Source organism: Rhodococcus sp. NPDC055112, assembly GCF_053607505.1.
This window is the reverse complement of record NZ_JBSGTR010000009.1, coordinates 15,773-39,180: the sequence shown is the minus strand read 5'-3', so window position 1 is coordinate 39,180 and position 23,408 is coordinate 15,773. Positions and strand designations below refer to the sequence as shown.

The following is a 23,408-nucleotide window of genomic DNA, read 5'->3' as shown; positions in this document are numbered from 1 at the left end:
GGACGACTATCGCAGACGGCGCCGACACATCCGGTGGGTCGGCGCGGCTGCGACCTAGCCGCGCCCGCCGCAGGCCGCGGAGATCCCCGCCAGGGTCTGGGCCGCCGCCAACTCGGCGTCGAGCGCCGCCTCCCCGAGCGGGTCCTGGTCGGCGGGATGGTGGATGCCGAGCACCGTCACCGGGCGGCCGTCGGCCGGGGTGAGCGTCAGGCGGGCCCCTGGTACGAACCCGGGAGCGGGCTCGGACGGTACGACGCCAGCCCCCGCCAGTGCGCGCAGCGTCGCGTCCCAGCCGGCCGGGCCGAGCGCGACGATCACCCGCACCCAGCGGCCCACCTCGGCGTACTCGCGATCCAGCCACGACGCATCGCCGACCGCGGAGACGATCCGGGTCCCGAACAGGTGCTGCCCCGGCGCGCGCAGCCCGGTGGGCCGGGAGGCGACACCGATGCGGTGCAGCGACCCGGCGATCCGGTCCTCCGCGGCCGGGTCCGGTGCCGGGTCCACGATCAGCAGCTTGGGCAGGGTGTCGCCGTATCCGGGCACAATCGTCGACATGAGCCCCATTGAACCCGATCCGGCGCTGATCGACGCGGCCCGCACCGCTGCCCGAGTGGTGGTGTTCTCCGGGGCGGGCATGTCCGCCGAGTCCGGCGTGCCCACCTTCCGCGACGCGCTCACCGGGCTGTGGCAGCGGTTCGACCCGACCGAGCTGGCCACCCCGCAGGCGTGGGAACGTGATCGCGAGCTGGTGTGGGCCTGGTACCAGTGGCGTAGCGCGCTGGTGCGGCGGGTACAGCCGAACGCCGGTCACCGCGCCGTGGCGGACTGGGCACGGTTTGCCGAGCTGGCGGTGGTCACCCAGAACGTCGACGACCTGCACGAGCGGGCAGGCTCGGACGTCGCCGCGCACCTGCACGGGAGCCTCTTCGCGCCGCGGTGCAGTGCGTGCGGAACGGCGGCGGAAGTCGACGTCCTTCCGGACCGAGCACCGGTGGAACGTCTTTCGCCACCCGAGTGTGCCGCGTGCGGCGCGGCGGTCCGGCCGGGCGTGGTGTGGTTCGGCGAGCAGTTGCCGCAGGCGGCGTGGGACGTCGCGGAGGGTGCGGTCGAGGGGTGCGACCTGATGGTGGTCGTCGGTACCTCTGGGATGGTGCACCCGGCGGCGGAACTCCCGGCGCGGGCGGCCGCGTCGGGTGCGACCGTGGTCGAGATCAATCCGGAGCCAACCGAATTGACCGCCGTGGCAACTCATTGCTGGCGGGCCACCGCGGCCCAGGCGCTGCCCGTGCTGGTGGCGGCCTGCGCTCCTGCCGGGGGCTGAACAGGCAGCTCCGCCCTAGAAGGCTCGCAGCGCCTCACGACTGAGTTGGTAGCCGTGCCCGGAACCCTCGTCGGCGCAGAGCAGCCCGCCCTCGGTGCTCAGGCAGCCGAAGTCGCCCATCCGGATGCTGCTGCCGTACGGCAGCACCTTGCTGCCCCTGGTGACCAGCGCCCTGGGCAGACACACGCCCGCGGCGACGCCCTCGTCGGTGAGCATCGCGTAGTCGGGGAACCACTGGCACGGTTCCTTCGCGTCCGCGGGTTTGGTCGCGGACGGATAGGTGTGGTCGCTGACCTCGCACAGCAGCACGGTCGGCTCCTTCGGCGTCGAGCAGCGGATGTTGCCGCTCGGTGTCGTGAAGTGGAATCCGATGGTGGGCGCGGCGGGGGAGGAGTCGGTCTCCTTCGCGTCGTGGTAGGTCTCGGGGTCGACCGCGGACCCGGCGGCGATCCGGGCGGTGTCGGTGGTGGCACCCGGGGTCGGCGGTCGCGGCGGCGCCTGCTCGCTGGAGGTGGCGGGGGTGCCCCAGTCCTCGGCGGCGACCGCCGTTCCCTCGATGCCTGCGCTGCCACATCCGCTCACCGCGACTCCGATCGTGACGGCGCCGAGGGTACGGAGGAGGGTGGGGGCACATGCGAGGAACCGTCGCGGCATCGGTTGACTATCTCAGATGATTTCGTGCCCCTGCGCGGTGTGCTGACGGCACAATGTCCCGATGCCATTCTTCTCGGGGGTCAGCGGGCAGGTGCACTATCGATATTGGCCGGTGCCAGATCCGGTCGTCGTCATGGTGTTCCTACACGGGTTGGGCCAGCACAGCGGTAACTATCACCGGTTCGGACGGGCCATGTCGGCGCAGGGGATCGAGGTGTGGGCCCTCGACCACATCGGCCATGGTCTGTCGGAGGGCGATCTCGGGGTGATCGGTCCGCTGCCAGGACTGGGCGACAACGCCCTGCGGCTGGCCGCGATCGCCGAGGAGCAGCGACCGGATCTTCCTGTGATCGTGATGGGGCATTCGCTCGGCGCTGCCGCGGCGCTCGCCGCGATCGAGGCGGCGCCGGCGAGGTTTCACGCGGCCGTGCTCAGTGCGCTCCCTCGCGTCATCGCCACCCGGCCGCCGATCGACACGCGGCTGCCGATCCTGACAATGCACGGCGTCGACGACAGGATGGCCCCGATCGATCCGGTCCGGTCGTGGGCCGCGGCGCTGCCGTCCGCCACTCTGCGCGAGTACCCGGACACCGGTCACGATCTGCTGCACGAACCGGTCCAGCGGGTCGTGACTTCCGACGTCGCGGCCTTCGTGCTGGGTACCGTTCAAGAATGACACCCGACCAACACCTCGAGACGCTGCGAACCGAGGGCCTGCGGCTCGCCGCGATGCCCGCGGCGGCGCTCGACGCCCATGTCCCCACGGTGCCGGGGTGGACCCTGGAACGGGTCGTGCGGCACACAGGGCGGGTGCACCGATGGGTGCGGACGACGCTCGCGGCGGGGCCGGCTGCCGAATTGGACGGGGCCGGTCAGCCGGAGTCGCTGCCCCGCGGCCCGGACTGCCTGCCGGCGTATCGGGAATCCCTCGAGCAGCTCCTGGACGAGATCGCCGCCCACGATTTCGACCGCGGTGCACCGACGTTCGCGGGTCCCGGCACCGTCGGGTTCTGGGCGCGCAGGCAGGCACACGAGGTGGCGGTGCACCGGGTGGACGCTGCCGACGCGGTGCACGCCGCGGGCGGGCCCCCGCCGGCGGACATCTCCGCGGAGTCGGCCGCGGACGGCGTCGACGAGTGGGCGCGCCTGATGTTGGTCCGCGCCATGCCGGCCGATCGGATCCCACCGGAGCTGCACGGCAGGACCGTGCACCTGCACGGCACCGACACCGAGGATGCGGAATGGCTGCTGCGGTTCGGGCCCGAGGGGGTCGCCGTCGAGGCCGGTCACGCCAAGGGCGATGTCGCGGTCCGTGGCACCGCGCAGGAGTTGCTGCTGACCATGTGGCGGCGACGGCCGCTCGCGGCACTCGAGGTGTTCGGCGATGTCACGGTGGCGCAGCGACTGGTGGACGCGGCCCGGATCTAGCCGAGCGAGCGCGGAGGTGGAACCGCGTCGGGCGCGTGTGCGTCCAACCGGAACAGGGGCACCTAGTCGGGGACGGACGGTTGATCAGGATGCGATGGAATCTCAGCCCGGATGAGTTCGACCACGCCTGGCGCGAGGCCGGACTCGACCGGTTCCCGTACCCGCTGGAGGTGCACCGCACCGTCGACGACAGTGCCGCCCACGCGCGAGCGCTGTCCAATTGGTACGAGGGCTACCGCTCCGCGGAGCTCGCCGTCGCCTTGGAGATTCTCGCGAAACCGTCCGTGCGCGTGGAGATATTCGGAGTGGAGGGTGGCGCCGCCATCAGCGATGGCCGGCCTGCCGCGGTCAGCGACGGGCGGCTCGCCGCCGAATGGGATGGGCGACCCGCAGCCGTGGTCCGGGTGCTTGGGTGCGCGAGCGAGCGCACCTCCGTTGTCGTCGCGCAGCGCCCTGGACCCACGGCGGACACGGGCGGAGACCTGGCGATGTGCCTGGGCGGGGTGGACACGCTGGCCCAGCGCATCATGGACATGCTGCCGGGGGCCGAGGCGGGTGGCGGACGATCGATGAGGGCTCCGGTGTCCGAGGTTCGTGGCGGACGCCGATCCTCACTCCTGGTACCGGTGCGCTCGGCGACCGCGGCGGCCCGGATCCGCGCGCTCCTCGACCTGCCGCGCAACGGGGTGGGACAGGTGACCGTGACCGCCGGACTCGACCGGCCCGCGTCGTCGACGAGCCGGGCGTTCAGCTGGATCGACGTGAGCGGTGATGGTCGGTATCTGGTGCGGACCGAGTCCGCGGTCGAGATTCGTCCGCTCTCGGTCGCCGACTTCACCGCGGAGCTGCGCGCGGATCTGCCGGCGACCTACTGAGCCGGATCAGGTCATGATGACCGCGTCGGCCGAGCCGAGCGCGAGCGCGAGGTTGTTGAAGAACGTCGTCACCGGGTCGTACACGAGTACGTCCTGCGGGTTGAGCATCTGGCACTCCTCCTTGGAAACGAATGGGTCGTCCCCCCGATCGGAGGGACGACCCATTCACTCACGGCCGGGGATCGCTCAGGTGTAAATGGCTTCGATTGCCGTCGCGAACTCCTGGTGGATGATGTTGCGCTTGAGCTTGAGGGTGGGGGTCAGCTCGCCGGTCTCGACGGTGAAGTCCACATCGAGGATGCGGTACTTCTTGATCTGCTCCGGGTTGGAGACCTTCTTGTTCCCCTCGGCGACCGCGGCGTCGATCTCGGCGACCAGGTCCGGGTGCTTGACGACCTCCGAGATCGCGATGTCCGCGGCGATGCCGTTGCGCTCGAGCCAACCCGGCAGGGCCTCGGGGTCGATGGTGATCAGCGCGCCGATGAACGGCTTCGCGTCGCCGACGACCAGGCACTGGCTGATCAGCGCGTGGGCGCGCAGCGCGTCCTCGAGCACGGCCGGGGCGACGTTCTTGCCGCCGGCGGTCACGATGATCTCCTTCTTGCGACCCGTGATCGAGACGAAGCCCTCCGAGTCGATCGAGCCGAGGTCGCCGGTGTGGAACCAGCCGTCGCGGATGGAATCCGCTGTGGCTGCGTCGTTGTGCCAGTAGCCGTTGAACACGACAGGTCCCTTGACCAGCAGCTCGCCGTCCTCGGCGATCTTCGCCGCATGCCCGTTGATCGGCTTGCCGACGGAGCCGACCTTCTGGGCGTCCGTGGTGTTCACGGTGATCGCGGCGCTGGTCTCGGTGAGGCCGTAGCCCTCGTAGATGGGGAGACCGATGCCACGGAAGAAGTGGCCGAGACGCGCGCCGAGTGCCGCGCCGCCGGACACCGCACGGTCACACTCGCCGCCGAGCGCCGCCCGCAGCTTGCCGTAGACCAGCTTGTCGAACAGGGCGTGCTTGAGCTTGAGCCCGAGGCCCGCTCCGCCGGTGTCCTTGGCCTCGCTCCATGCGATGGCGGTGTCGGTGGCCTTCGCGAAGATCTTGCCCTTGCCGCCGTCCTCGGCCTTCTGCTTGGCGGAGTTGTACACCTTCTCGAACACGCGCGGCACCGACAGGATGAAGTTCGGCTTGAACGCCGCGAACTGCTCGAGCAGGGTGCTGATGTCGGCGGTGTGGCCGACGGTCACCTTGTTGTCGAAGGCGCCGAAGGAGATGGCGCGGGCGAACACGTGCGCCAGCGGCAGGAACATCAGGGTGCTCTGGCCCTCGTACATCGCGTCGTTCAGCGCGATCTTCACGGCCTTGGACTCGGCGTAGAAGTTCGAGTGGGTGAGCTGGACGCCCTTGGGGCGGCCGGTGGTGCCGGAGGTGTAGATGAGCGTGGCGGCGGAGGCGGCATTCACCTGACCGCGGCGCTCGTGCAGTTCCTCGTCGGTGATGGCGGAGCCGCGGGCGGTGAGCTCGTCGATGGCTCCCGCCTCGATCTGCAGCATCTCCCGCAGCGCGGGTGCGGCCTCGGCGACGTCCTTGACGGTGGCGGCGTGCTTCGCGGTCTCGACGACCAACACGGAGGTGGCGGAGTCCTCGAGGATCCACTGCGCCTGGTCGGCGGAGGAGGTCTCGTAGATCGCGACGGTGCAGCCGCCCGCGGTCCAGATGGCGTAGTCCAGCACGACCCACTCGTAGCGGGTGGCGGACAGGATGGCGACGCGATCGCCGAGCGCGATCCCGGAGGCCATCAGGCCCTTGGCGACGCCCTTGACCTGCGCTGCGAACTCGGCCGCGGTGACGTTGACCCAGGCGCCGTTGACCAGTCGCTTGAAGGGTACGTGCTGGGGGCTCTCCTTCTCGAGGCGGAACACCGTATCGGCCATCGAGATGTCTTCCGGGATGGAAAACGACGCCGGAACTTCGAACTCTCGCACTGTGACCCCTCCAGGTACTACTGACGTGTGGAGTGTGCATTGGATCACATCTGTGATCGGTATGCACTCTCAAGGTTGTCCGGATTGCGAGGGTTCACCCCTCGCCGTGGGGAGTACATGTAACTCCAGTTAGCGTGATCTGCAGGTTTTTCGTCGGGTTGAGGCGAAGGTCACATGTCGAGCAGGTCGGTCACCTCCTGGTCCGTGAGCTGGTGGAAATCCCGGTAGGCGCCGCCGACTCCGCCGAGCCAGTGCGGGACGAGCGGGCAGATCACCTCGTCCGCCTCCTTGGCCAGCCGAGCGACCGCCTCCTCGGAGGAGACGGGCACCGCGACCACCACGCGGGCGGCCCCGTCGGCCCTGGCCACCCGGCACGCAACCGTCGCCGTCGCCCCGGTGGCCATGCCGTCGTCGACGATCACCACGGTCCGATCTCGCAGCGGGATCCGCCCCCGGTCGCCGCGCAGCACCCGTGCGCGCCGCTCGAGTTCGCGGCGCTCGCGCGATTCGACGGTGGCCAGCCCGAGCGGACTCATCCCGGTCTGCGCGAGGACGTCGTCGTTGAGCACCCGGACGCCACCCTCTCCCAGCGCGCCCATCGCCAGTTCCGGCTGCCAGGGGACGCCGAGCTTGCGGACGAGGATCACGTCGAGTTCGCCGCCGAGTTCGTGCGCGACCTCGGTCGCGACGGGCACCCCGCCCCTCGGCAGCCCGAGCACGAGCGGATCCGCGTCGCGCAGGTGGCCGAGCGACTCGGCCAACGCGCGACCGGCTTTCGCGCGAGTCTCGTACAGCATCCTGTCTCTGACGCTACGCCGCTCGAGCGCCTCCGGCGCCCGTGCGAGGGGCCTAGCGCTCGGTGATGCCGAACCGGCGCAGCGCCAGTGCCGGGTTGGTCGCCCGAACCTGGGCGATCCGCTCGGCGGTGGCCTCGGCGCGCGCGGTCCCGACCTGATCGCCGAGCGACGCGAGCACCACGCCCATCGGGTCGACGATCATCGAGTTCCCCGCCCCCGTCCTGGCGCTCTGGTCGGCGGCGGCGACGTAGATGGTGTTCTCGATCGCCCTGGCGCGCACCAGGGTGGTCCAGTGGTCTTCCTTGAGCGGCCCCGGCACCCACTGGGCCGGCAGCAACAGCACGTCCGCGCCCGCGTCCACGATCCGCCGGGTGACCTCGGGGAATCGCAGGTCGTAGCAGGTCTGCATGCCGAAGGTGAGCCCGTCCACCTCGAAGGTCGCCGGATCGTCGATCGCCCCGGCGCGGAAGAACTCGGATTCGCGGTAACCGAAGGCGTCGTAGAGGTGCAGCTTGCGGTAGACGGCGGCGATCCGGCCGTCGGGAGCCGCCGCGACAAGGGTGTTGGAGACCCGCTCGTCGCCGTCGAGCGCCTCGTTGATGCCTGCGATCACGTGCACGCCGAACTGTCCGGCGATCTCGAGCATCCCGCCCACGAAAGGGCCGTCCAGAGGTTCGGCAGAGGACAGGATGCGTTCATCCGTCGGCGGCGCGGTGAACATCGCGTACTCGGGTGCCACGACCAACTGCGCGCCGCGCGAGGCCGCCTCGCCGACGAGGTTTCGCAGCGTCAGGTGGTTCTCCCGCTTGTCCTGTCCGGCGGAGAACTGGGCAACGGCGATCTCGACCATGGCACGAGTATGGCCCAGCCGGTGGGCGCGCCGCGGGCGCGCCCACCGGTGCGTCCTATGCCGTGGAGGTGAGATCGCCGTTCAGGTATGCCTGGTACGCGGGCAGATCCAGCATGCCGTGTCCGGACAGGCCGATGACCAGGACCTCGGGCTCGGTCAGTCCGCGTGCGTACTCGGCGCAGGCGGCGATGGCATGCGCGGACTCGGGCGCGGGCACGATGCCCTCGGCGCGCGCGAACAGCACGCCCGCGGCGAACGACTCGGTCTGGTCGACGGCCTGACCCTGCACGTAGCCCAGCTCGACGGTGTGGCTGAGCAGTGGTGCCATGCCGTGGTAGCGCAGGCCGCCTGCGTGGATCGGGTCCGGGACGAAGTCCTGGCCGAGGGTGTGCATCTTCAGCAGCGGGGTCAGGCCCGCGACATCGCCGTGGTCGTAGCGGTACTCGCCCTTGGTGATCGAGGGGCAGGCGGCCGGTTCGGCGGCGACGATGCGCGTCGTGGCCCGGTCGTGCAGCACCTCGCGGATGAACGGGAACGCGAGTCCGGCCAGGTTGGATCCGCCGCCCGCGCAGCCGAACACCACGTCCGCGTTGGCCTCGCCTGCCGCGCGGAGCTGCTCGACGGCCTCGAGTCCGATGACGGTCTGGTGCAGCACCACATGGTTGAGCACGCTGCCGAGGGCGTAGCGGGTGTCGGGGTCGCCTGCCGCGACCTCCACGGCCTCGCTGACCGCGATGCCGAGCGAGCCAGGGGTGTCGGGGAACTCGGCCAGCATCTTGCGCCCGGACGCGGTGAGGTCGGACGGGCTCGGGTGCACGGTGGCGCCGTAGGTCTCGATGAGGTGCCGGCGGTACGGCTTGGATGCGTAGGACGCACGCACCTGCCACACCTCGAGCTCGATGCCGAACTTGGCGCACGCGAAGGACAGTGCGCTGCCCCACTGGCCCGCGCCGGTCTCGGTGGTGATCTTCTTGACCCCGTCCTGGGCGTTGTAATACGCCTGCGCGACCGCGGTGTTGGTCTTGTGGCTGCCCACCGGGCTGACGCCCTCGTACTTGACGTAGATGCGGGCCGGGGTGCCGAGCGCCTTCTCGAACTCCTTCGCCCGGATCAGCGGTGCCGGGCGCCAGGTCCGGTACACCTCGCGGATCGGTTCGGGGATCTCGATGTACTGCTCGGTGGCGGCCTCCTGCGCGATCAGTGCGCTCGGGAACAGTGCCTCGAGGTCGGCGGGGGTGACCGGCTCCCTGGTGCCGGGGTGCAGATGCGGGGGCGGCGGCACCGGCAGGTCAGCCGCGATGTTGTACCAGTGGGTGGGGATCGGCGTCGGCTCGGGCACGGGCGCTCCTGGTCAGTATTCGGACGAATGGGACGGGCACATTGTGATCAGCGGCCGCTGCGGCGCCGCGACCAGGGGGGTGGTGCGGCTCACACCGACTCATATCCTAGTGCTAGGATATGAGTCGTGCCCGCAGACCTGACCGAATCCGAGGTGACCGTTCTCGGCCTGATCGCCGAGCGTCCTCGCCACGGCTTCGATCTCGAGAAGGTGATCGACGAGCGCGGCATGCGGCAGTGGACCCAGATCGGGTTCTCCTCGATCTATTACCTCCTCGGCAAGCTCGACAAGCGCGGACTCATCGAGGAGGTGGCGGCCGTGGCCGGTGGACCCGGCAGGCCCCGCCGCGTCTACGCGATCACCGCGGCCGGGCGGGCGGCCGCCGCGGAGCGGACCGCGCAGTTGCTCGCCGAGCCGTCCGCGACCACCGCGCCGGTGCTGGTCGGGATGGCCAACTGGCCGCTCATCCCGCCCGCCGAGTCGGTCGCCGCACTTCTGCGACGCTCGGACGCCTTGCTGCGCAAGCGGGCCGAGGTGCTCGCCGCGCGCGACGCCCAACAACCACTACCGGATTTCGTCGAGGCCGTCTTCGATTACTCGGTCGTGATGCTCGACGCGGAACTGAGCTGGGTCGACCGGACCCTGACATCCCTTGAGAGGAAACGATGAGCAAGCTGGACTTCAAGAAGCAGAAGGAGCTCTACTCGCCGGCGGCCGATGACTTCGTGCTGGTGGAGGTTCCGCCGATGTGGTTCCTCATGATCGACGGTCACGGAGACCCGAACGTCTCCGAGGACTATCGGCTGGCGGTGGAGGCGCTGTACGCCGCCTCGTACGCGGTGAAGTTCGCGAGTAAGAAGGGGCGCGAGGCCGACTACGTTGTCGGGCCGCTGGAGGGCCGGTGGTGGGCGCCGGATCCCGCGGTCTTCGTCGACCGCAGCAAGTCGGAGTGGAACTGGACGATGCAGATCCGCCAGCCGGACTGGATGACCGCCGAGGAGGTCGCGGCCATCCTGGCCGAGACGGAGTCCAAGAAGAAGCTGCCCGTCGTGGGGGAGCTGCGGCACGAACGGCACGACGAAGGCCTGTCGGCGCAGATCATGCACGTCGGCTCGTACGACGACGAGGCGCCGACCCTCGAGCGGTTGCACGACGAGTTCATTCCCGGGCGAGGTCTCGAATTCAATGGCAAGCACCACGAGATCTACCTCGGGGACCCCAGGAAGTCCGCGCCCGAGAAGCTGCGGACGGTGCTCCGTCAGCCCGTCCGGCAGGTGTCGGCGACGGGCGCGACAAGGGCGTGAACGGGACTCCCGGCGGCGACGTACTAAACTCCTGGTGAGATGAGCGACACCGAGCACAACCCCGAGCCGGAAACCGACACCACCACCTTTGCCGATCTCGGCATCGATGAACGGGTGCTGCGGGCACTCTCGGACGTCGGCTATGAGTCGCCGTCGCCGATCCAGGCCGCGACCATCCCGCCGCTGATGTCCGGAAATGACGTCGTCGGGCTCGCGCAGACCGGCACCGGCAAGACCGCGGCGTTCGCCGTTCCGATCCTCTCCCGCATCGACACCGAGCAGAAGCGGCCGCAGGCCCTGGTGCTGGCGCCAACCCGTGAGCTGGCGCTGCAGGTTGCGGAGGCGTTCGGAAAGTACTCGGCGCACATCCCCGGCCTGAGCGTGCTGCCGATCTACGGCGGCCAGGCCTACGGGGTGCAGCTGTCCGGGTTGCGGCGCGGCGCGCAGATCATCGTCGGCACCCCTGGCCGGGTGATCGATCACCTCGAGAAGGGCACCCTCGACCTCTCGCACCTGGACTACCTGGTGCTCGACGAGGCCGACGAGATGCTCAAGATGGGCTTCCAGGACGACGTCGAGCGGATCCTGGCCGACACCCCCGAGTACAAGCAGGTGGCGCTGTTCTCGGCGACCATGCCCCCGGCGATCCGCAAGATCTCCAAGCAGTACCTGCACGATCCGGTCGAGATCACCGTGAAGACCAAGACGTCGACCGCCCCGAACATCACGCAGCGGTACGTGCAGGTCGCGCACCAGCGGAAGCTGGATGCGCTGACCCGGGTCCTCGAGGTCGAGTCCTTCGAGGCGATGATCATCTTCGTCCGCACCAAGCAGGCCACCGAGGACCTCGCCGAACGCCTGCGGGCGCGCGGGTTCTCGGCTGCCGCCATCAACGGCGACATCGTGCAGGCGCAGCGTGAGCGCACCATCGGTCAGCTCAAGAACGGTGCGCTCGACATCCTCGTCGCCACCGACGTCGCGGCCCGTGGCCTCGACGTCGAGCGCATCTCGCACGTCGTCAACTACGACATCCCGCACGACACCGAGTCCTACGTCCACCGCATCGGCCGTACCGGCCGCGCCGGACGCTCAGGCGAGGCGTTGCTGTTCGTGGCGCCGCGGGAACGGCACCTGCTCAAGGCGATCGAGAAGGCCACGCGCCAGCCGTTGACGGAGATGCAGCTGCCGACGGTCGAGGACGTCAACGCGCAGCGCGTCGCCAAGTTCGGCGACTCGATCACCGAGAGCCTGAATTCCGACAACCTGGCGCTGTTCCGGACTCTGATCGAGGACTACGAGCGCGAGCACGACGTGCCGCTCGCCGACATCGCGGCGGCCCTGGCCGTGCTCTCGCGCGACGGGGAGACGTTCTTGATGCCGCCCGAGCCGCCCGCGCCGCCGCGCCGCGAGCGCGAGCCCCGAGCGGAGCGCCCGCCCCGCAAGTTCGACGACACGCCCAAGTTCGGTCGGGAGGGGCAGGAGCTCGCCACCTACCGGATCGCGGTCGGCAAGCGGCACAGGGTGGCGCCGGGCGCGATCGTCGGCGCGATCGCCAACGAGGGCGGTCTTCGGCGAAGCGACTTCGGCCACATCAGCATTCGGCCCGATCACAGCCTGGTGGAGCTGCCCGCGGACCTCGCGAACGAGACCCTTGAGGCGCTGCGGCGGACCCGGATCTCCGGTGTGCTCATCCAGCTGACGCCGGACCAGGGCCCGCCGGGGCAACGGCCGACGCACGACGGCGGCAAGGGCAAGTTCGACCGTAAGCCCAAGCGCGACCGCTACTAGCGGATCACGCCGACCGGGCAGGGGCGTCGGGGACCCGGATCGTCACCCTGTCCCGGGACAGTGCGGCGCCCCGGGACAGACCCGCCTCGAGACGGTCCGACGGGATCCCCGCCCTGAGTTCACGGTCGTAGCGGGCCAGGTCGACCGGGTCCATCGTATGCGGGTGGTAGCCGATCAGCGCGCCCTGCTTGGCCACCACCCCGGTCAGTTCCGCGGCCGAGTCGTGGTCCCCGCGCCGGAACGCCGCGTAGGCAAGCGTGGCCACCGCCACCAGCCACGAGGTGACGTCGTCGTTGGACTCGCACACCGCAACCATCCGGATCAGCTTGTCCTCCGCAGGGCCGCCCCACTTGTCTTGGGCCAGATCGGCCTTCGCGTCGATCCACAGTGTGGATGCCTCACACCAGCCGTATCCGTACTCCGCCGCGACCCTCGTCGCCGCACCGAGGTTGCGAGCGGCGTCGTCGAAGGCGCCGTCCCGAAAGTCCGCCGTCCCCAGGCACATCAGCGCCTCGCACTCGGTGAACGGCTGCTCGGTTCGCCGCGCGAAGTCCAGTGCACTCGTCGCGTGCGCCCGTGCCTGCTCGACGAGCCCGGAGCCGGCCTCGAAGAAGGCGAGGATCAGTGCGGCCTCCGTCCGCGCGACGGGGTCGGCCGTGTCAACGTGGAGTTCGGCGAGCCTGCCGAACGCCTCGAGGAGTCCGGCCATGTCGCCGGCGAGGTACCGGATCAGCGTCACCCCGGAGACGGCGCGCACCCGGATCAGGCTCGGGATGTCCGACATCGCTTGGTCATCGTGCTGCTGCAGAGCGGGATCGAGGTAGCTCAGCGCCTCCGCGACGTGTCCGGCCCGGTACCAGTACCAGTAGACGCCGCCTGCGATCCGGAGGTAGGTCTCGTGGTCGTGCAGGCTGGCGTCCAACGCGGCGCGGACGTTCCCGATCTCGATGTCGAGCCGCCGCATCCACCGGGTGCTCTGAGGTCCCCGCAGCCCGTAATGGGCGCCGTCGGCCAGTTCGCAGATCCACCGGGTGTGCCGCTCGCGCAGCTCCGCGGTGTGCGAGCGATCGCGGATCAGTGCCGCGTACCCGCGCAGGGTTTCGAGCATGCGATAGCGGCGGGGGTCGCCACCCACCACGGAGATCAGCGACTTGTCGACGAGGGAGGCCAGGTCGGCGAGCAGGGTCGGGTGGTCGACGACGGCGGTCGCCGCGTCGAGGTCGAACCCACCCTCGAAGATCGCCAGGGACTGGAAGAGGCACTGCTCGTCAGGGTTGAGCGACCGGTACGACCACTCGACCGCGGCGAGCATCGTGGTGTGCCGCGCGTTGGTGCGCGGGCCGCCCCGCAGCACGCTGAAGCGATCGTCGATGTTCGCGATCAACTGCCGCACCGACAGGGTGCGGCACTGGGCCGCAGCCAGTTCGATGGCCAGGGGCATTCCGTCGAGTTCGGTGCACAACCGGTCGAGCAGGGCACGTTCCTCGGCGTCCGGTTCGAAGGCGCCGAGCTGTGCGGCGGCACGCTCGACGAACAGTTGCACGTCCTCGCCGTCGGTGAGGGGCGGCACCTCGTACACGAATTCGCCTGCAGCGAATAGGGCTTCGCGACTGGTGGCGAGGATCCGAACCGACGGGCACCGGGTCAGGATCGTCGTGACCACGTCTGCGACCGGGGCCACGACCTGTTCACAGTTGTCGAGGACCAGTAGTAGTTCACGCTCGCGAAGCACTACGGCGAGGGACTCGACACCGCCGGCGACGGTCAGTCCGAGGGCGGTGGCGACGGCGTCGGTGACCTGGGCGCCGTCGCGGGCGCCTGCCAACTCCACCAGCCACGGCCCGTCGGCGTCCCGTCGGGACCGCGCCGCTTCGAGTGCGAGCCTCGTCTTGCCCATGCCGCCCGCGCCGGTGAGCGTGACGAGGCGATGCGTGCGGATCAGCGCGGCGAGTTCGGCGAGCTGGGTCGCCCGCCCCACCAGCGGGGAGAGGGCGAGAGGGATGTTGTGCGCGAACGGATCCGGCGCCGCAGGCGGGGTCGGAGGCGGGGTCGGCGGTTGGGCTGCGGCCGGGGCCGTCGGTGCGGGCGTCAGCGCGACGTCGTGCTCGAGGATCGCGGCCTGCAGCGCCAGCAGGCTGGGGCGCGGATCGGTCCCGAGCTCGTCGGCGAGCGTGTCCCGAGCCCGGCGCAGGGCGTCGAGGGCCTCACCGGGACGTCCGGCGAGGTAGTGCGCGCGGGCCAGTAGTTCCCACGACCGCTCCCGGAGCGGGTACCGACGAGTGAACGCGTCCAGCCGGGCCGCCGCGGATCCGTACTCGCCCAGCGCGAGTGCGGCTTCCATCCGATCCTCCACCGCGTCGAGCCGGAGCGCGTCGAGCCGGTGCGCCTCGACGGACACGGCTTCGGAGTCGGTGACGTCCGCGTACGCGTCGCCGCACCAGTGATCCAGTGCGGCGTCGAGGGTTTCGGCTGCCGACGCGGCGTTGCCGTCGACGAGATGCGCTCTGCCTGCCCGTGCCAACGTGCTGAACTGCTGCCAGTCCGTGGCATCGGGTTCGAGCGCGTACCCGTTGCCGCGCCGCGTCAGCACCAGGGAACGCGCCCCGCGGCGGTGGGGATCGAGCGCCCGGCGGATCCGTGCGACATAGCCCTGCAGGGTGACCTTGGCGCTGGGCGGCGGATCGGCACCCCACAGGTCGTCGATCAGGGCGTCGTCCGAGACGCTCTCGCCCGCCGCGATCGCCAGCCGGGACAGCAACGCCCGCGGCACCGGGCCGCCGATCGAGACGTCCTCATCGCCGACGAGAACCCGCACCGGGCCGAGAACCTGCAGGTACACGGACTTCGGAGGCGGCGTGGCTGCGGTCGGCTCGAGCATGCCGATCAGCATAGGGGGCGCGCTTGCCAGCGACTTGCCAGTGAGTTGCCAGCGCCGTGCAGCGCACTGCCAATCGTTTCCCACCGAGGCCAGGCACTGTCTTCTGGTCGGACACACCGACACCGTTTACGACAGGAGAACGACATGCGCAACACCACCATCACCGAGATCCCCGCGGCCGGCGCCGAGCTCAACGAGGCCCAGCTCGCGGCCGTGTCCGGCGGTATGCGTGACCGTGGCCGCTCCAGCAAGGTCATCGACGTGGTCGACGGCTGGACCGGGACCGACGCCGACTTCTGATCGGTCACCCACAGGGGGAGACAGGGGGCGCGGTGCGAACCGCGCCCCCTGCGCCTTCTTGACGCACACGAGGAGCAATCGCCATGCCAGAGCCCGCCGCCCACATCCTGGTGCTGACGCAGCCCGGTGACGCCCACGCCGACACGGTGACGGGCCTCCTCGACGCCGCGGGCGCCCGCGTCACCGTCTTCGATCCCGCCGAGTTCCCCTCCGCGGCGGCGCTGTCGGTGCGGTACACATCCGACGGCCGGCTGAGCCGTGGACTCGTTCGCGACGGTGAGCGGGTGGACCTTGATTCCGTCGACGCAGTCTGGTTCCGCCGCCCACAGGACCCGCGCGCGCACCCTGCCGTCATCGAGCCCGCGGCCCGCGAGTACGTCGAGCAGGAATGCGAGTCCTTTGCCTCGGGACTCTGGGACGACCTGGATGGCCTCGCCGTGCCGGGCACCAGGTCGGCGATCCGGCACGCGGGTCGTAAACCGGGGCAACTCGCCCTTGCGGGACGACTCGGCTTCGAGCTCCCGCCGACGATCATCACGACCGATCCCGATGAGTTCCTCGACTTCTGGGACGAGAACGAGGGCCGGGTCATCACCAAGCCGCTACAGCGACCGTGGCTGGTGCGTGGCGACGAGAGCTACGCCCGGATGGCTGAACTCGCCACCACCGTCGACGTGGCCTCGGCCGAGGCGATGCGGCTGTGCCCGCTCATCGTCCAGGGTTATGTGCCGAAGCGGGTGGAACTGCGGGTGACCGTCGTCGGCGCGACCGTCTTCGCCGCCGAGATCCACAGCCAGGAGAGCAATCACACCCGCCTCGACTGGCGCTGTTACGACCCGTCCGCGACCAGGTACGCCGTGCACGACCTCCCCGGCGACGTCGCCAGACGCTGCATAGTCCTTGTCGCCGAGCTCGGCCTGCGTTACGGCGCAATCGATCTGATCGTGACCCCGGACGGCCGGTATGTCTTCCTGGAGATCAATCCGTCCGGCCAGTGGCTGTGGATCGAGGACGCCACCGGGCTGACCATCTCCGCCGAGCTGGCCGCCCTGCTCTTGAGCTCGGCCGACCGTCACCTCCCTCAACGAACCCTCGGAGCCAACCGATGACCGCACCGAACCCGACCCTGCTCGCCGAGGCGCTGAGCCTGCTGGTGCAGCTCAACGAGGGCTCGGCTCGGCCCGACCCCCATGAGGCGCTCGCCCCGCTGCGCGCCCGGCATCCGCGCACCCGGATGCGGCTGCTGCGGCACCGCGAGGCGCTGGACGACTCGATGCACTACGGGCTGCTGCTCACCGAGACCGGGGTGGGCACGGCCACGCTCTCGTGGGCGCCCGACCGGGCCATACCGTGGTCGCTGCGCGGGACCCAGCGCACCGCCGAATCGATGCTGCTGCGGGTGAACGGGGAGGCGCTCGCGATCGAGGAGGCGATGGCCTACCTCGACGTCATGTGGGAGCGGACCGACCTGCTCGACCGGCTGATCTCGGTGTGCCTGATCAAGCAGGAACTCGCCGAGAATCCCGTGCGGTTGGAGCCGGGCGCACTGCAGGACGCCATGGACGCGTTCCGGCGGGCGCGCGGGCTGCTGACGGTGGCGGACACCGAGCGCTGGATGCGTGCCAGGACACTCAGCCATGCGGCGCTCGAGGAGCTGGTGGAGCGCGAGGCCGCCATCGCCGAGCTGAAGCGGCTGGTGGTGGCGGACCGACGCCCCGGGTGGCTTGCCGAGAACGCCGGCGCCCTCGATCGGGCGCGGGTCGCCTCCGTGCGATTCGCCGATCACGCCGAGGCGCAACGGTTCCTGGATCTCGTGCGGGCACGGATGGTCGACTGCACCGAGGATGCCGTGTGCGCGTTCGCCGCAGCGGCCGCGGGGGAGTTCGCGGCCTCGGCCACGCTCTCGGGCGTTGATATGACCGAGGTGGTCAGGTGCGAGCTGCCCGAATCTGTTGCGGGGCCGCTGTTCCTGGCCGAACCGTCGGAGCTGCTCGGTCCGGTGCGGGACGAATCCGGATGGCGGGTCGTGCAGGTGCTGGCGCGATTCGGAGCGGCGTCGGACGCACGAGCCGACCGGGCGGTGTCGGAGGCGGTGTTCGCGCAGTGGCTGGACGAGCGGCGCGAGGCCGCCCGGGTCGAGTGGTTCTGGGGTGACGCCGCCAAGACGCCCACCGGCGCGCCGGTGCACCGGCCGTGACGCGGATCGTCCCCGTCGCCCAGAACGGGATGTCGGACTGTGGTGCGGCGTGCCTGACGATGATCCTCCGGTATTTCGGGTCGCATCACACCGCGGCCGAGGTGGGCGAGGAACTGGGCGCGGGGCGGGACGGGTTGACCGCGTTGGCGCTGGTACAGGCCGCTCGCGGGTACGGGCTGCGCGTACGCGCGCTGGGCGGACCGGCACAGATCGTGCTGCGCGGCGAGGTGGCCTTGCCGGCCGTTGTGCATTGGCGCGGAGATCATTTCGTGGTGGTCGAGCGGGTCGGTCCGCGGTGGGTTCACATCGTGGACCCGGCCCGTGGCAGGCGCAGAATCGGTCATGCCGAGTTCGACGAGGGCTATTCCGGTGTCTTGCTGGAGTTCGAGCGCGGTTCGCTCGAACCCCACCGGTCCGAACGCGCGGGGGCGCCATGGCGCCGGGAGTTGGCCTCGCTCCTGCTGCGCGGCCGACGCGGTCTGATCGCCCGGACCGTGCTCGCCTCGGCGGCGTTGCAGGCGTTGGGGATGGCGTTGCCACTGTCCTCGGCCGTCCTGGTGGACCGGGTCATTCCGGACGGTGATCGCGGCCTGCTGGTCGCGGTGATGCTCGCCGTGGGCGCCGCGGCCCTCGGCTACCTCGGGGTCGGGCTGGCACGGAGCGCGCTGCTGGTCCTCTTCCGCAGTCAGGTCGACGCGGAGGTCACCGCGACACTCGTCGAGCGGTTGCTGCGCCTTCCGCTCGGGTATTTCCTCAGGAGGGGGACCGGCGATGTGGTGCAACGCATCTCATCGGTGGGTGCGGTCCGCGAACTGGTCACCGGCCCGGTCGTCGCCGCACTCCTCGACGGGCCGCTGGCGCTGGGCTACCTCGCGGCGGTGTACTGGTGGTCGCCCCTGGTCGGCCTCTGGCTGACCGGGTTCGCGGCGGCGTCGGTGGGCCTCATCGTGCTGAGCAACCGCCGCGTGGTCGAGCTCGGGCAGCGGGAACTCGCCGGGCAGACCGCCGCCGAGGGGCAGCTTATCGAGGCGGTCGGCGGGATCGAGACGGTGAAGGCCTCCGGCGCCGAGACCGCGGTGCTGACGCAGTGGTCGCGGTTGTTCGCCGCGTCGGTGCACGATGCTGCGCGCAGCGGCCTGCTGCAGGGTGCGCTGGACGCGGCGCTCTCGACGCTGCGGGTCGCGGCCCCCGCGACGCTGATCACCGTCGGTGCGACCCAGGTGATGTCGGGGCAGCAGACGCTCGGTCAGATGATCGCGCTGAACGGGATCGCGCTTGCCGCGCTGGCGCCGATCGGCTCGCTCGTCGGCACCCTGCAGCGCCTCCAGGTGGCGGGCGCGCACCTGCGGAGGATCGGCGACATTCTCGAGGCCCCTGCCGAGCAGCACGGCCTCGAGGTCGCGGTCGCGCCGCAGCTTCGTGGATCCATCTCGTTGCGGGGCGTGGGGTTTCGGTACGACCCACGCTCGGAGTGGGTGCTGCGCGACCTCGACCTCGAGATTCCTGCGGGGGCCACGGTGGCGCTGGTCGGACGCTCCGGCTCGGGCAAGAGCACCCTCGCGCGCCTGCTGCTCGGGCTGTTCCCGCCGACCGAGGGATCAGTGCATTTCGACGGCATCGATTCCGTTGGCGTCGACCTGAAGTCGCTGCGCGCCCAGTTCGGCGTCGTCACGCAGGAGTGTGTGTTGTTCACCGGCAGCATCGCCGAGAACATCGGGCTGTGCCGGCCACGGGCCGGGCGGGACGCGATCATCGCGGCCGCCCGGGTGGCCTGCCTGCACGACGAGATCGCCGCGATGCCGATGGGTTACGACACCGTGCTGCGGGAGGGGGCGGGGCTGTCCGGCGGGCAGCGGCAGCGGCTGGCGTTGGCGCGGGCGGTGCTGGCGGACCCGTGCATCCTCCTGCTGGACGAGGCGACCAGCGCGCTGGACACGAGAACGGAGGCGGCCGTCGCGGGGAATCTGACCACGCTGCGTCAGACCCGGATCGTCATCGCGCACCGCCTGAGCACGGTGCGGGAGGCCGACGTGATCCTGGTGCTCGAGGGCGGCAGGATCGTGGAGCGCGGCAGGCACGAGGAACTCGTCGGTGCGGGCGGCGCGTACGCCGATCTCGTCGCGGGGCAGACGATCGAGGCCGCCCCGGCGACGTAATCCGGGGCTACTTGGCGGGAGTGCCAGCGGGGGCGGCGACGGTGAACATGCCGACGGTCGGCAGCACCACGCAGGTCGCGTCGGCGTAGGTGACCGTGCCGAACAGCGCGGCGGCGACGTTGCCGGGGCCGGAGTCGACGACCTTCGACAGCGACGGGGTGCCGAACTCGGTGACACCGTCGATGGGCGCGATGCCGCTCGCGCCGGTGCTGGTGTTGACCCACACGGCGGTCAGGCCGGAGCCCTTCGCCACGCCGGAGACGCGGGGGGAGGCCTGGAACCGGATCTGGCCGGTCTTGAGGTCGCCGCCGCTGCTGGCGGAGGCTCCGGTGAGCGTGATCGGGACGCCGGGGCCGCAGCCGATCGTGGGCGAGGTGAACGCGAACAGGCCGAAGGAGCTCGCGATGTTCGTGGTGACCAGAGGAGAGCCGACCAGGACGTCGACGGCGGCGCTGTTCGCCTCGGAGTTGGCGGCGGCCTTGCGGAGATCCTGAATGCCGTCCGACTGGGGGTCGGCGCCTGCGGTGCCCGCGAACACGAGGGTGGCGGTCGCGCCGATGGCGAATGCGGCGGTGGTGCGACGTGCCAGGTTCTTGCCGTTCACTCAATGCTCCTCGTGTCGTGTGCTGCTCCGAGGAGAAGGTACCGGATAACCGTGCACCCGGCGAGAGATGATTTCAGCGCCCGACCGCCCGTTGTCGGGCTCAGCGGATCGGCACGCCGAGCATCGTCTGCAGGGTCTGCAGATTCGAGGTCGCGTACGTGTCGACCGCGCCGGGTGACAGCAGCGTGGACGTGACCGTCTGGGTGTCACACCCGGGCCCGACGGGTGCTCCCGTCAGTCGGGCCCGCAGCCAGTTCTTGGCGTCGGGTGCGCCCGTCAGCATGAGGCCGGTGTGCAGTCCGGTCGAGTCCCGCCGGTAGGTCACCGGGGTACCGCCCTCGCAGTACCGCTCGACCAGTCGGTCGACCGTGTCGATGGGATCGACCTCGTCGATGACGCCGCTGTAGACGTAGACAGGTGCAGTCGGGCTGTGCCTGCCGAGCCGCATCTCGTCGAAGGCATCGGCCACTCCGGGGAGCTCGACCAACCGGTCGATGGGAATGGTGAAGAGCGGCGCGTTGTCGCGCATCACCCCGCTCGCGAGGTTGCGCGCCAGGCATCGGCCGGTTGCCTCGTCCATCAGTCGTTTGCCCTCGGGGGTGAGGTGCTCCTCGAGCGACCGGGCCGCGGCGGGGAAGCTGTGCTGAAAGGCGCTGAGCCCGACCAGCTGCAGACCCGACCACACGGTGCCGCTGAGCGTGCCCATCGTGGCCAACGGTTCCGGTACCGGCGATCCGAGGGCGACGCCCCGGATGTCCAGTTCCGGCGCATAGGACGGTTGCATCTCGGCGGCCCACCCGGAGGCGAGGCCGCCGCCGGAGTAGCCCCACGCGGCGACCGGGGTCTTGGCGCCTGCCAGCCCGAGGGGGGCGAACCGCTGCGCAGCGCGGATGCCGTCGAGCACCGCATAGCCGGGCTCGCGGGGCGCGAGCAGGGCGGACCGGGGGCCCTGGTGATCCGGCACGGACACCGCCCAACCCTCGTGCAGAGCGGCGGGCAGGAAGGTCATCTCGCCCTGGGTCGTGAAGGCCTCGATGCCGGATCCCGCGCGCATCCCGATCGACGGCGCGCAGTCCAGGTTCCCGCTGTCCTGCGCCACCTGATAGGACAGCAGCGGCCTGCCGCCCGCGGGCACGGGGCCGCCGGGCAGGATCACCGTGGTGACCGTCGCTGTCGGCTCGCCGTCCAGATCGGTTGTCCGATAGAGCAGTTGCCAGGCTCTGGCGTCGAACGGCAGCGTTGAGAACGACGCCAGCTCGACCGTCCGCTCGCGCAGGATGGCGCCCGGTTGCTCGGCCTCGAAACCCTTGGGCGGCGAGTAGAACGGGTCGGAATTGGCCGAAACCGGTTGGGCACCTGCTATCGACGTCGCTCCGGTGACCAGGGCAGCCGTGAGCAGCAGACACGCAAGCAGTCGCATGAGCCGTGATGCTATCCGGGATGTTCCGGATTCCGGCCCGTTCAGCGTGCAGTCGTGAGCGGCTGCTCCCCGAGCGATTCTCGGATCGCGCCGATCAGTGCTGCCTTCTTGTCGTTGTACCGGGCCCGGAACGCGTCCTGGTCGGTGACCCCGTCGATGGTGGAGTCGGTGACGAATCCGAAGAGGGCGACGGTCGCGCCGACCACGGGGCCGGGGGCGCAGATCCGGAGTTCGTTCGCGATCGAGTCCATCTCGACGATGGACCGGGCAAGGGCCTTCAGTTGCGGGTCCTCGGCCTCGAGCGACTCCTCGAGGTCCGCCTCGGCGAGCACGGCATGGTCGACCTCGACGATGCTGTTGTGTGCCCGGTCGGCCGCGGCGAGGAATCGCACGTAGGTGGACCGGGCCTGCGGGTCTGACGCGGCGGTGCGGACCGGTTCCGGGGTGGGGGTCGATCTGCCGCGCCGGACGGCGAATACGCCGAGCAGGATCCCGAGGATCATCGACAGTGGTACCGCCCACCACGGTGCGGTATCGGAGTTGAGGGCCTCGACCAGCGAGTTCACTTGCCCATCCTAACAATCGGCGACCCGAATCCCCGGGAGCGACAGGCGGCGATACGCAACCTCCTCGATGCAACCGGGGGGTTGCATTGATTGCCATCGAGTGCAACCATTGGGTTGCAGATATCGCGGGCAACCCACAGGAGGAGATCCAGATGACGTCGACAGGTCAGGCAACCGTGGACGAGGGGCGCTACACCGTCAGCCGGACGGTGGTCATCGATGCGACGCGCGATCGGGTGTGGCAGGCGCTGACCGACCCGGAACACATCGCGAAGTGGTTCGGCCAGCGCGCGGTGATCGACTCGCTCACCGTCGGGGCCAGGGGCGTCTTCAGCTGGGACGAGCACGGCGACATGCCGCTCGAGATCATCGAGGTCGAGGAGCCCGACCGCTTCGGGTACCGCTGGGGCCAGGCCGATGACCCCGACCTGATCCGGGGTACGGACGTGCGATTCGCGCTCCGTGAGCTCGGCGGCTCCACCGAGCTCACCGTCGTCGAGACCGGATTCGACCGGGTCAGCGACGAGGAGTCCGAGCGCCGCGACGCGCTCGAGGGCAACCGGCAGGGCTGGAACGCCGAACTGGACGAGCTCGTGGCCTACCTCGAGGCGAAGGCGGCATGACAGGAGGGGGGCCGACCCCGACCCGTGTGTTCGCGGCGCTAGCCGACGACACCCGCTGGGACATCCTCGTGCTGCTCGGCGAGGCGGACCTGTCGGCGTCCGCGCTCGCCGATCGCCTGCCCGTCAGCAGGCAGGCGATCGCGAAACACCTCGCGGCGCTCGAGGTCGCCGGGCTGGTCGAACGCGTCCCGGTGGGCCGGGAGGTGCGATACCGCGCGATCGGCGCCACTCTCAGTGCGGTCGGCCGCAGGCTCGAGGAGATCGGCGCGCAATGGGACGCGCGGCTCGACCAGATCAAGCGGATCGCCGAGGCGCTGTAGGCGATATCGGC

The 23,408-nt window shown here is 70.3% G+C and carries 23 protein-coding genes; 13 read left to right on the top strand and 10 right to left on the bottom strand.

The window, feature by feature from the left end:
* Positions 1 to 54 precede the first annotated feature (54 nt).
* Complete coding sequence (locus tag ACWFRB_RS07065) at positions 55 to 558, bottom strand: hypothetical protein (protein ID WP_452639818.1); 504 nt, start codon at positions 556 to 558, stop codon at positions 55 to 57.
* Here ACWFRB_RS07065 and ACWFRB_RS07060 point away from each other — a divergent pair.
* Entirely contained in the window at positions 557 to 1,324 is a 768-nt protein-coding gene (locus tag ACWFRB_RS07060) for an SIR2 family NAD-dependent protein deacylase (RefSeq protein ID WP_452639816.1), read from the top strand. The genes ACWFRB_RS07065 and ACWFRB_RS07060 overlap by 2 nt on opposite strands.
* Positions 1,325 to 1,339: 15 nt before the next feature.
* Here the strand turns inward: ACWFRB_RS07060 and ACWFRB_RS07055 are convergent, their stop codons facing one another.
* Positions 1,340 to 1,978, bottom strand: coding sequence for a hypothetical protein (locus ACWFRB_RS07055; RefSeq protein WP_452639815.1), 639 nt, complete (start codon positions 1,976 to 1,978; stop codon positions 1,340 to 1,342).
* 61 nt (positions 1,979 to 2,039) lie between these two features.
* Here ACWFRB_RS07055 and ACWFRB_RS07050 point away from each other — a divergent pair, with 61 nt between their 5' ends.
* From ACWFRB_RS07050 to ACWFRB_RS07040, 3 genes are all read left to right on the top strand, one after another.
* Positions 2,040 to 2,654 (top strand): alpha/beta hydrolase, encoded by a 615-nt coding sequence (locus ACWFRB_RS07050; RefSeq protein WP_452639813.1) that lies wholly within the window; start codon positions 2,040 to 2,042, stop codon positions 2,652 to 2,654.
* Positions 2,651 to 3,406 (top strand): maleylpyruvate isomerase N-terminal domain-containing protein, encoded by a 756-nt coding sequence (locus ACWFRB_RS07045; protein ID WP_452639811.1) that lies wholly within the window; start codon positions 2,651 to 2,653, stop codon positions 3,404 to 3,406. The genes ACWFRB_RS07050 and ACWFRB_RS07045 overlap by 4 nt, the downstream gene beginning before the upstream one ends.
* Positions 3,407 to 3,495: 89 nt before the next feature.
* A complete protein-coding gene (locus ACWFRB_RS07040; RefSeq protein WP_452639810.1) occupies positions 3,496 to 4,281 on the top strand; it encodes an ESX secretion-associated protein EspG in 786 nt (261 codons plus the stop codon).
* Positions 4,282 to 4,467: 186 nt separating this feature from the next.
* Here the strand turns inward: ACWFRB_RS07040 and ACWFRB_RS07035 are convergent, their stop codons facing one another.
* From ACWFRB_RS07035 to ACWFRB_RS07020, 4 genes are all read right to left on the bottom strand, one after another.
* The gene (locus tag ACWFRB_RS07035) at positions 4,468 to 6,255 is read right to left on the bottom strand and encodes an AMP-dependent synthetase/ligase (protein WP_452639809.1); all 1,788 of its coding nucleotides are present in this window, start codon (positions 6,253 to 6,255) and stop codon (positions 4,468 to 4,470) included.
* 170 nt (positions 6,256 to 6,425) lie between these two features.
* Positions 6,426 to 7,052, bottom strand: coding sequence for a phosphoribosyltransferase (locus tag ACWFRB_RS07030; protein WP_452639808.1), 627 nt, complete (start codon positions 7,050 to 7,052; stop codon positions 6,426 to 6,428).
* 52 nt (positions 7,053 to 7,104) lie between these two features.
* A complete protein-coding gene (locus ACWFRB_RS07025) occupies positions 7,105 to 7,902 on the bottom strand; it encodes a carbon-nitrogen hydrolase family protein (RefSeq protein WP_452639807.1) in 798 nt (265 codons plus the stop codon).
* A 55-nt stretch (positions 7,903 to 7,957) separates the two neighbouring features.
* Entirely contained in the window at positions 7,958 to 9,241 is a 1,284-nt protein-coding gene (locus ACWFRB_RS07020) for a TrpB-like pyridoxal phosphate-dependent enzyme (RefSeq protein WP_452639805.1), read from the bottom strand.
* Between the two features lie 126 nt (positions 9,242 to 9,367).
* Between ACWFRB_RS07020 and ACWFRB_RS07015 the strand changes: the two genes are divergently transcribed.
* The 3 genes from ACWFRB_RS07015 to ACWFRB_RS07005 are packed head-to-tail and all read left to right on the top strand — an operon-like array spanning position 9,368 to position 12,333.
* Positions 9,368 to 9,910 (top strand): PadR family transcriptional regulator, encoded by a 543-nt coding sequence (locus ACWFRB_RS07015; RefSeq protein WP_452639804.1) that lies wholly within the window; start codon positions 9,368 to 9,370, stop codon positions 9,908 to 9,910.
* Positions 9,907 to 10,545 carry a GyrI-like domain-containing protein gene (locus ACWFRB_RS07010; protein ID WP_452639802.1) on the top strand — a complete coding sequence of 213 codons (639 nt, stop codon included), beginning with the start codon at positions 9,907 to 9,909 and terminating at the stop codon, positions 10,543 to 10,545. Before ACWFRB_RS07015 ends, ACWFRB_RS07010 begins: the two co-directional genes overlap by 4 nt.
* A gap of 39 nt (positions 10,546 to 10,584) precedes the next feature.
* Complete coding sequence (locus tag ACWFRB_RS07005; protein ID WP_452639800.1) at positions 10,585 to 12,333, top strand: DEAD/DEAH box helicase; 1,749 nt, start codon at positions 10,585 to 10,587, stop codon at positions 12,331 to 12,333.
* A 4-nt stretch (positions 12,334 to 12,337) separates the two neighbouring features.
* Here ACWFRB_RS07005 and ACWFRB_RS07000 read toward each other — a convergent pair whose 3' ends face one another.
* Positions 12,338 to 15,211, bottom strand: a complete 2,874-nt coding sequence (locus tag ACWFRB_RS07000) for an AfsR/SARP family transcriptional regulator (RefSeq protein ID WP_452639799.1) — start codon at positions 15,209 to 15,211, stop codon at positions 12,338 to 12,340.
* Positions 15,212 to 15,355: 144 nt separating this feature from the next.
* Between ACWFRB_RS07000 and ACWFRB_RS06995 the strand changes: the two genes are divergently transcribed.
* The 4 genes from ACWFRB_RS06995 to ACWFRB_RS06980 all read left to right on the top strand — a co-directional run bounded on the left by ACWFRB_RS06995 (position 15,356) and on the right by ACWFRB_RS06980 (position 19,864).
* Complete coding sequence (locus ACWFRB_RS06995; protein WP_452639797.1) at positions 15,356 to 15,511, top strand: putative ATP-grasp target RiPP; 156 nt, start codon at positions 15,356 to 15,358, stop codon at positions 15,509 to 15,511.
* Positions 15,512 to 15,594: 83 nt separating this feature from the next.
* On the top strand, positions 15,595 to 16,620 hold the full coding sequence (locus tag ACWFRB_RS06990; RefSeq protein WP_452639796.1) for an MvdC/MvdD family ATP grasp protein: 1,026 nt from the start codon (positions 15,595 to 15,597) through the stop codon (positions 16,618 to 16,620).
* The gene (locus tag ACWFRB_RS06985) at positions 16,617 to 17,708 is read left to right on the top strand and encodes a TIGR04500 family putative peptide maturation system protein (RefSeq protein ID WP_452639794.1); all 1,092 of its coding nucleotides are present in this window, start codon (positions 16,617 to 16,619) and stop codon (positions 17,706 to 17,708) included. Before ACWFRB_RS06990 ends, ACWFRB_RS06985 begins: the two co-directional genes overlap by 4 nt.
* Positions 17,705 to 19,864 (top strand): peptidase domain-containing ABC transporter, encoded by a 2,160-nt coding sequence (locus tag ACWFRB_RS06980; RefSeq protein ID WP_452639792.1) that lies wholly within the window; start codon positions 17,705 to 17,707, stop codon positions 19,862 to 19,864. The genes ACWFRB_RS06985 and ACWFRB_RS06980 overlap by 4 nt, the downstream gene beginning before the upstream one ends.
* A gap of 7 nt (positions 19,865 to 19,871) precedes the next feature.
* On the opposite strand, the gene ACWFRB_RS06975 is transcribed toward ACWFRB_RS06980, so the two are convergent.
* The 3 genes from ACWFRB_RS06975 to ACWFRB_RS06965 form a co-directional block, all read right to left on the bottom strand.
* Positions 19,872 to 20,468: a hypothetical protein gene (locus ACWFRB_RS06975; protein ID WP_452639790.1), complete on the bottom strand. Its 597-nt coding sequence runs from the start codon at positions 20,466 to 20,468 to the stop codon at positions 19,872 to 19,874.
* A gap of 100 nt (positions 20,469 to 20,568) precedes the next feature.
* Positions 20,569 to 21,888: a lipase family protein gene (locus tag ACWFRB_RS06970; RefSeq protein ID WP_452639788.1), complete on the bottom strand. Its 1,320-nt coding sequence runs from the start codon at positions 21,886 to 21,888 to the stop codon at positions 20,569 to 20,571.
* Between the two features lie 41 nt (positions 21,889 to 21,929).
* Positions 21,930 to 22,454 (bottom strand): hypothetical protein, encoded by a 525-nt coding sequence (locus ACWFRB_RS06965; protein ID WP_452639786.1) that lies wholly within the window; start codon positions 22,452 to 22,454, stop codon positions 21,930 to 21,932.
* A 152-nt stretch (positions 22,455 to 22,606) separates the two neighbouring features.
* On the opposite strand from ACWFRB_RS06965, the gene ACWFRB_RS06960 reads away from it, so the two are divergent.
* Both ACWFRB_RS06960 and ACWFRB_RS06955 read left to right on the top strand, forming a co-directional pair.
* Entirely contained in the window at positions 22,607 to 23,077 is a 471-nt protein-coding gene (locus ACWFRB_RS06960; RefSeq protein WP_452639784.1) for an SRPBCC domain-containing protein, read from the top strand.
* Positions 23,074 to 23,397, top strand: a complete 324-nt coding sequence (locus tag ACWFRB_RS06955) for an ArsR/SmtB family transcription factor (protein WP_452639782.1) — start codon at positions 23,074 to 23,076, stop codon at positions 23,395 to 23,397. Before ACWFRB_RS06960 ends, ACWFRB_RS06955 begins: the two co-directional genes overlap by 4 nt.
* The last annotated feature ends 11 nt before the right edge of the window (positions 23,398 to 23,408 follow it).

Bases quoted from the DNA above. Each gene is read 5' to 3' on its own strand.
- ACWFRB_RS07060 (WP_452639816.1), top strand. From the start codon at position 557: ATGAGCCCCATTGAACCCGATCCGGCGCTGATCGACGCGGCCCGCACC.
- ACWFRB_RS07065 (WP_452639818.1), bottom strand. From the start codon at position 558: ATGTCGACGATTGTGCCCGGATACGGCGACACCCTGCCCAAGCTGCTG.
- ACWFRB_RS07055 (WP_452639815.1), bottom strand. From the start codon at position 1,978: ATGCCGCGACGGTTCCTCGCATGTGCCCCCACCCTCCTCCGTACCCTC.
- ACWFRB_RS07050 (WP_452639813.1), top strand. From the start codon at position 2,040: ATGCCATTCTTCTCGGGGGTCAGCGGGCAGGTGCACTATCGATATTGG.
- ACWFRB_RS07045 (WP_452639811.1), top strand. From the start codon at position 2,651: ATGACACCCGACCAACACCTCGAGACGCTGCGAACCGAGGGCCTGCGG.
- ACWFRB_RS07040 (WP_452639810.1), top strand. From the start codon at position 3,496: ATGCGATGGAATCTCAGCCCGGATGAGTTCGACCACGCCTGGCGCGAG.
- ACWFRB_RS07030 (WP_452639808.1), bottom strand. From the start codon at position 7,052: ATGCTGTACGAGACTCGCGCGAAAGCCGGTCGCGCGTTGGCCGAGTCG.
- ACWFRB_RS07025 (WP_452639807.1), bottom strand. From the start codon at position 7,902: ATGGTCGAGATCGCCGTTGCCCAGTTCTCCGCCGGACAGGACAAGCGG.
- ACWFRB_RS07010 (WP_452639802.1), top strand. From the start codon at position 9,907: ATGAGCAAGCTGGACTTCAAGAAGCAGAAGGAGCTCTACTCGCCGGCG.
- ACWFRB_RS07005 (WP_452639800.1), top strand. From the start codon at position 10,585: ATGAGCGACACCGAGCACAACCCCGAGCCGGAAACCGACACCACCACC.
- ACWFRB_RS07000 (WP_452639799.1), bottom strand. From the start codon at position 15,211: ATGCTCGAGCCGACCGCAGCCACGCCGCCTCCGAAGTCCGTGTACCTG.
- ACWFRB_RS06995 (WP_452639797.1), top strand. From the start codon at position 15,356: ATGCGCAACACCACCATCACCGAGATCCCCGCGGCCGGCGCCGAGCTC.
- ACWFRB_RS06990 (WP_452639796.1), top strand. From the start codon at position 15,595: ATGCCAGAGCCCGCCGCCCACATCCTGGTGCTGACGCAGCCCGGTGAC.
- ACWFRB_RS06985 (WP_452639794.1), top strand. From the start codon at position 16,617: ATGACCGCACCGAACCCGACCCTGCTCGCCGAGGCGCTGAGCCTGCTG.
- ACWFRB_RS06970 (WP_452639788.1), bottom strand. From the start codon at position 21,888: ATGCGACTGCTTGCGTGTCTGCTGCTCACGGCTGCCCTGGTCACCGGA.
- ACWFRB_RS06960 (WP_452639784.1), top strand. From the start codon at position 22,607: ATGACGTCGACAGGTCAGGCAACCGTGGACGAGGGGCGCTACACCGTC.
- ACWFRB_RS06955 (WP_452639782.1), top strand. From the start codon at position 23,074: ATGACAGGAGGGGGGCCGACCCCGACCCGTGTGTTCGCGGCGCTAGCC.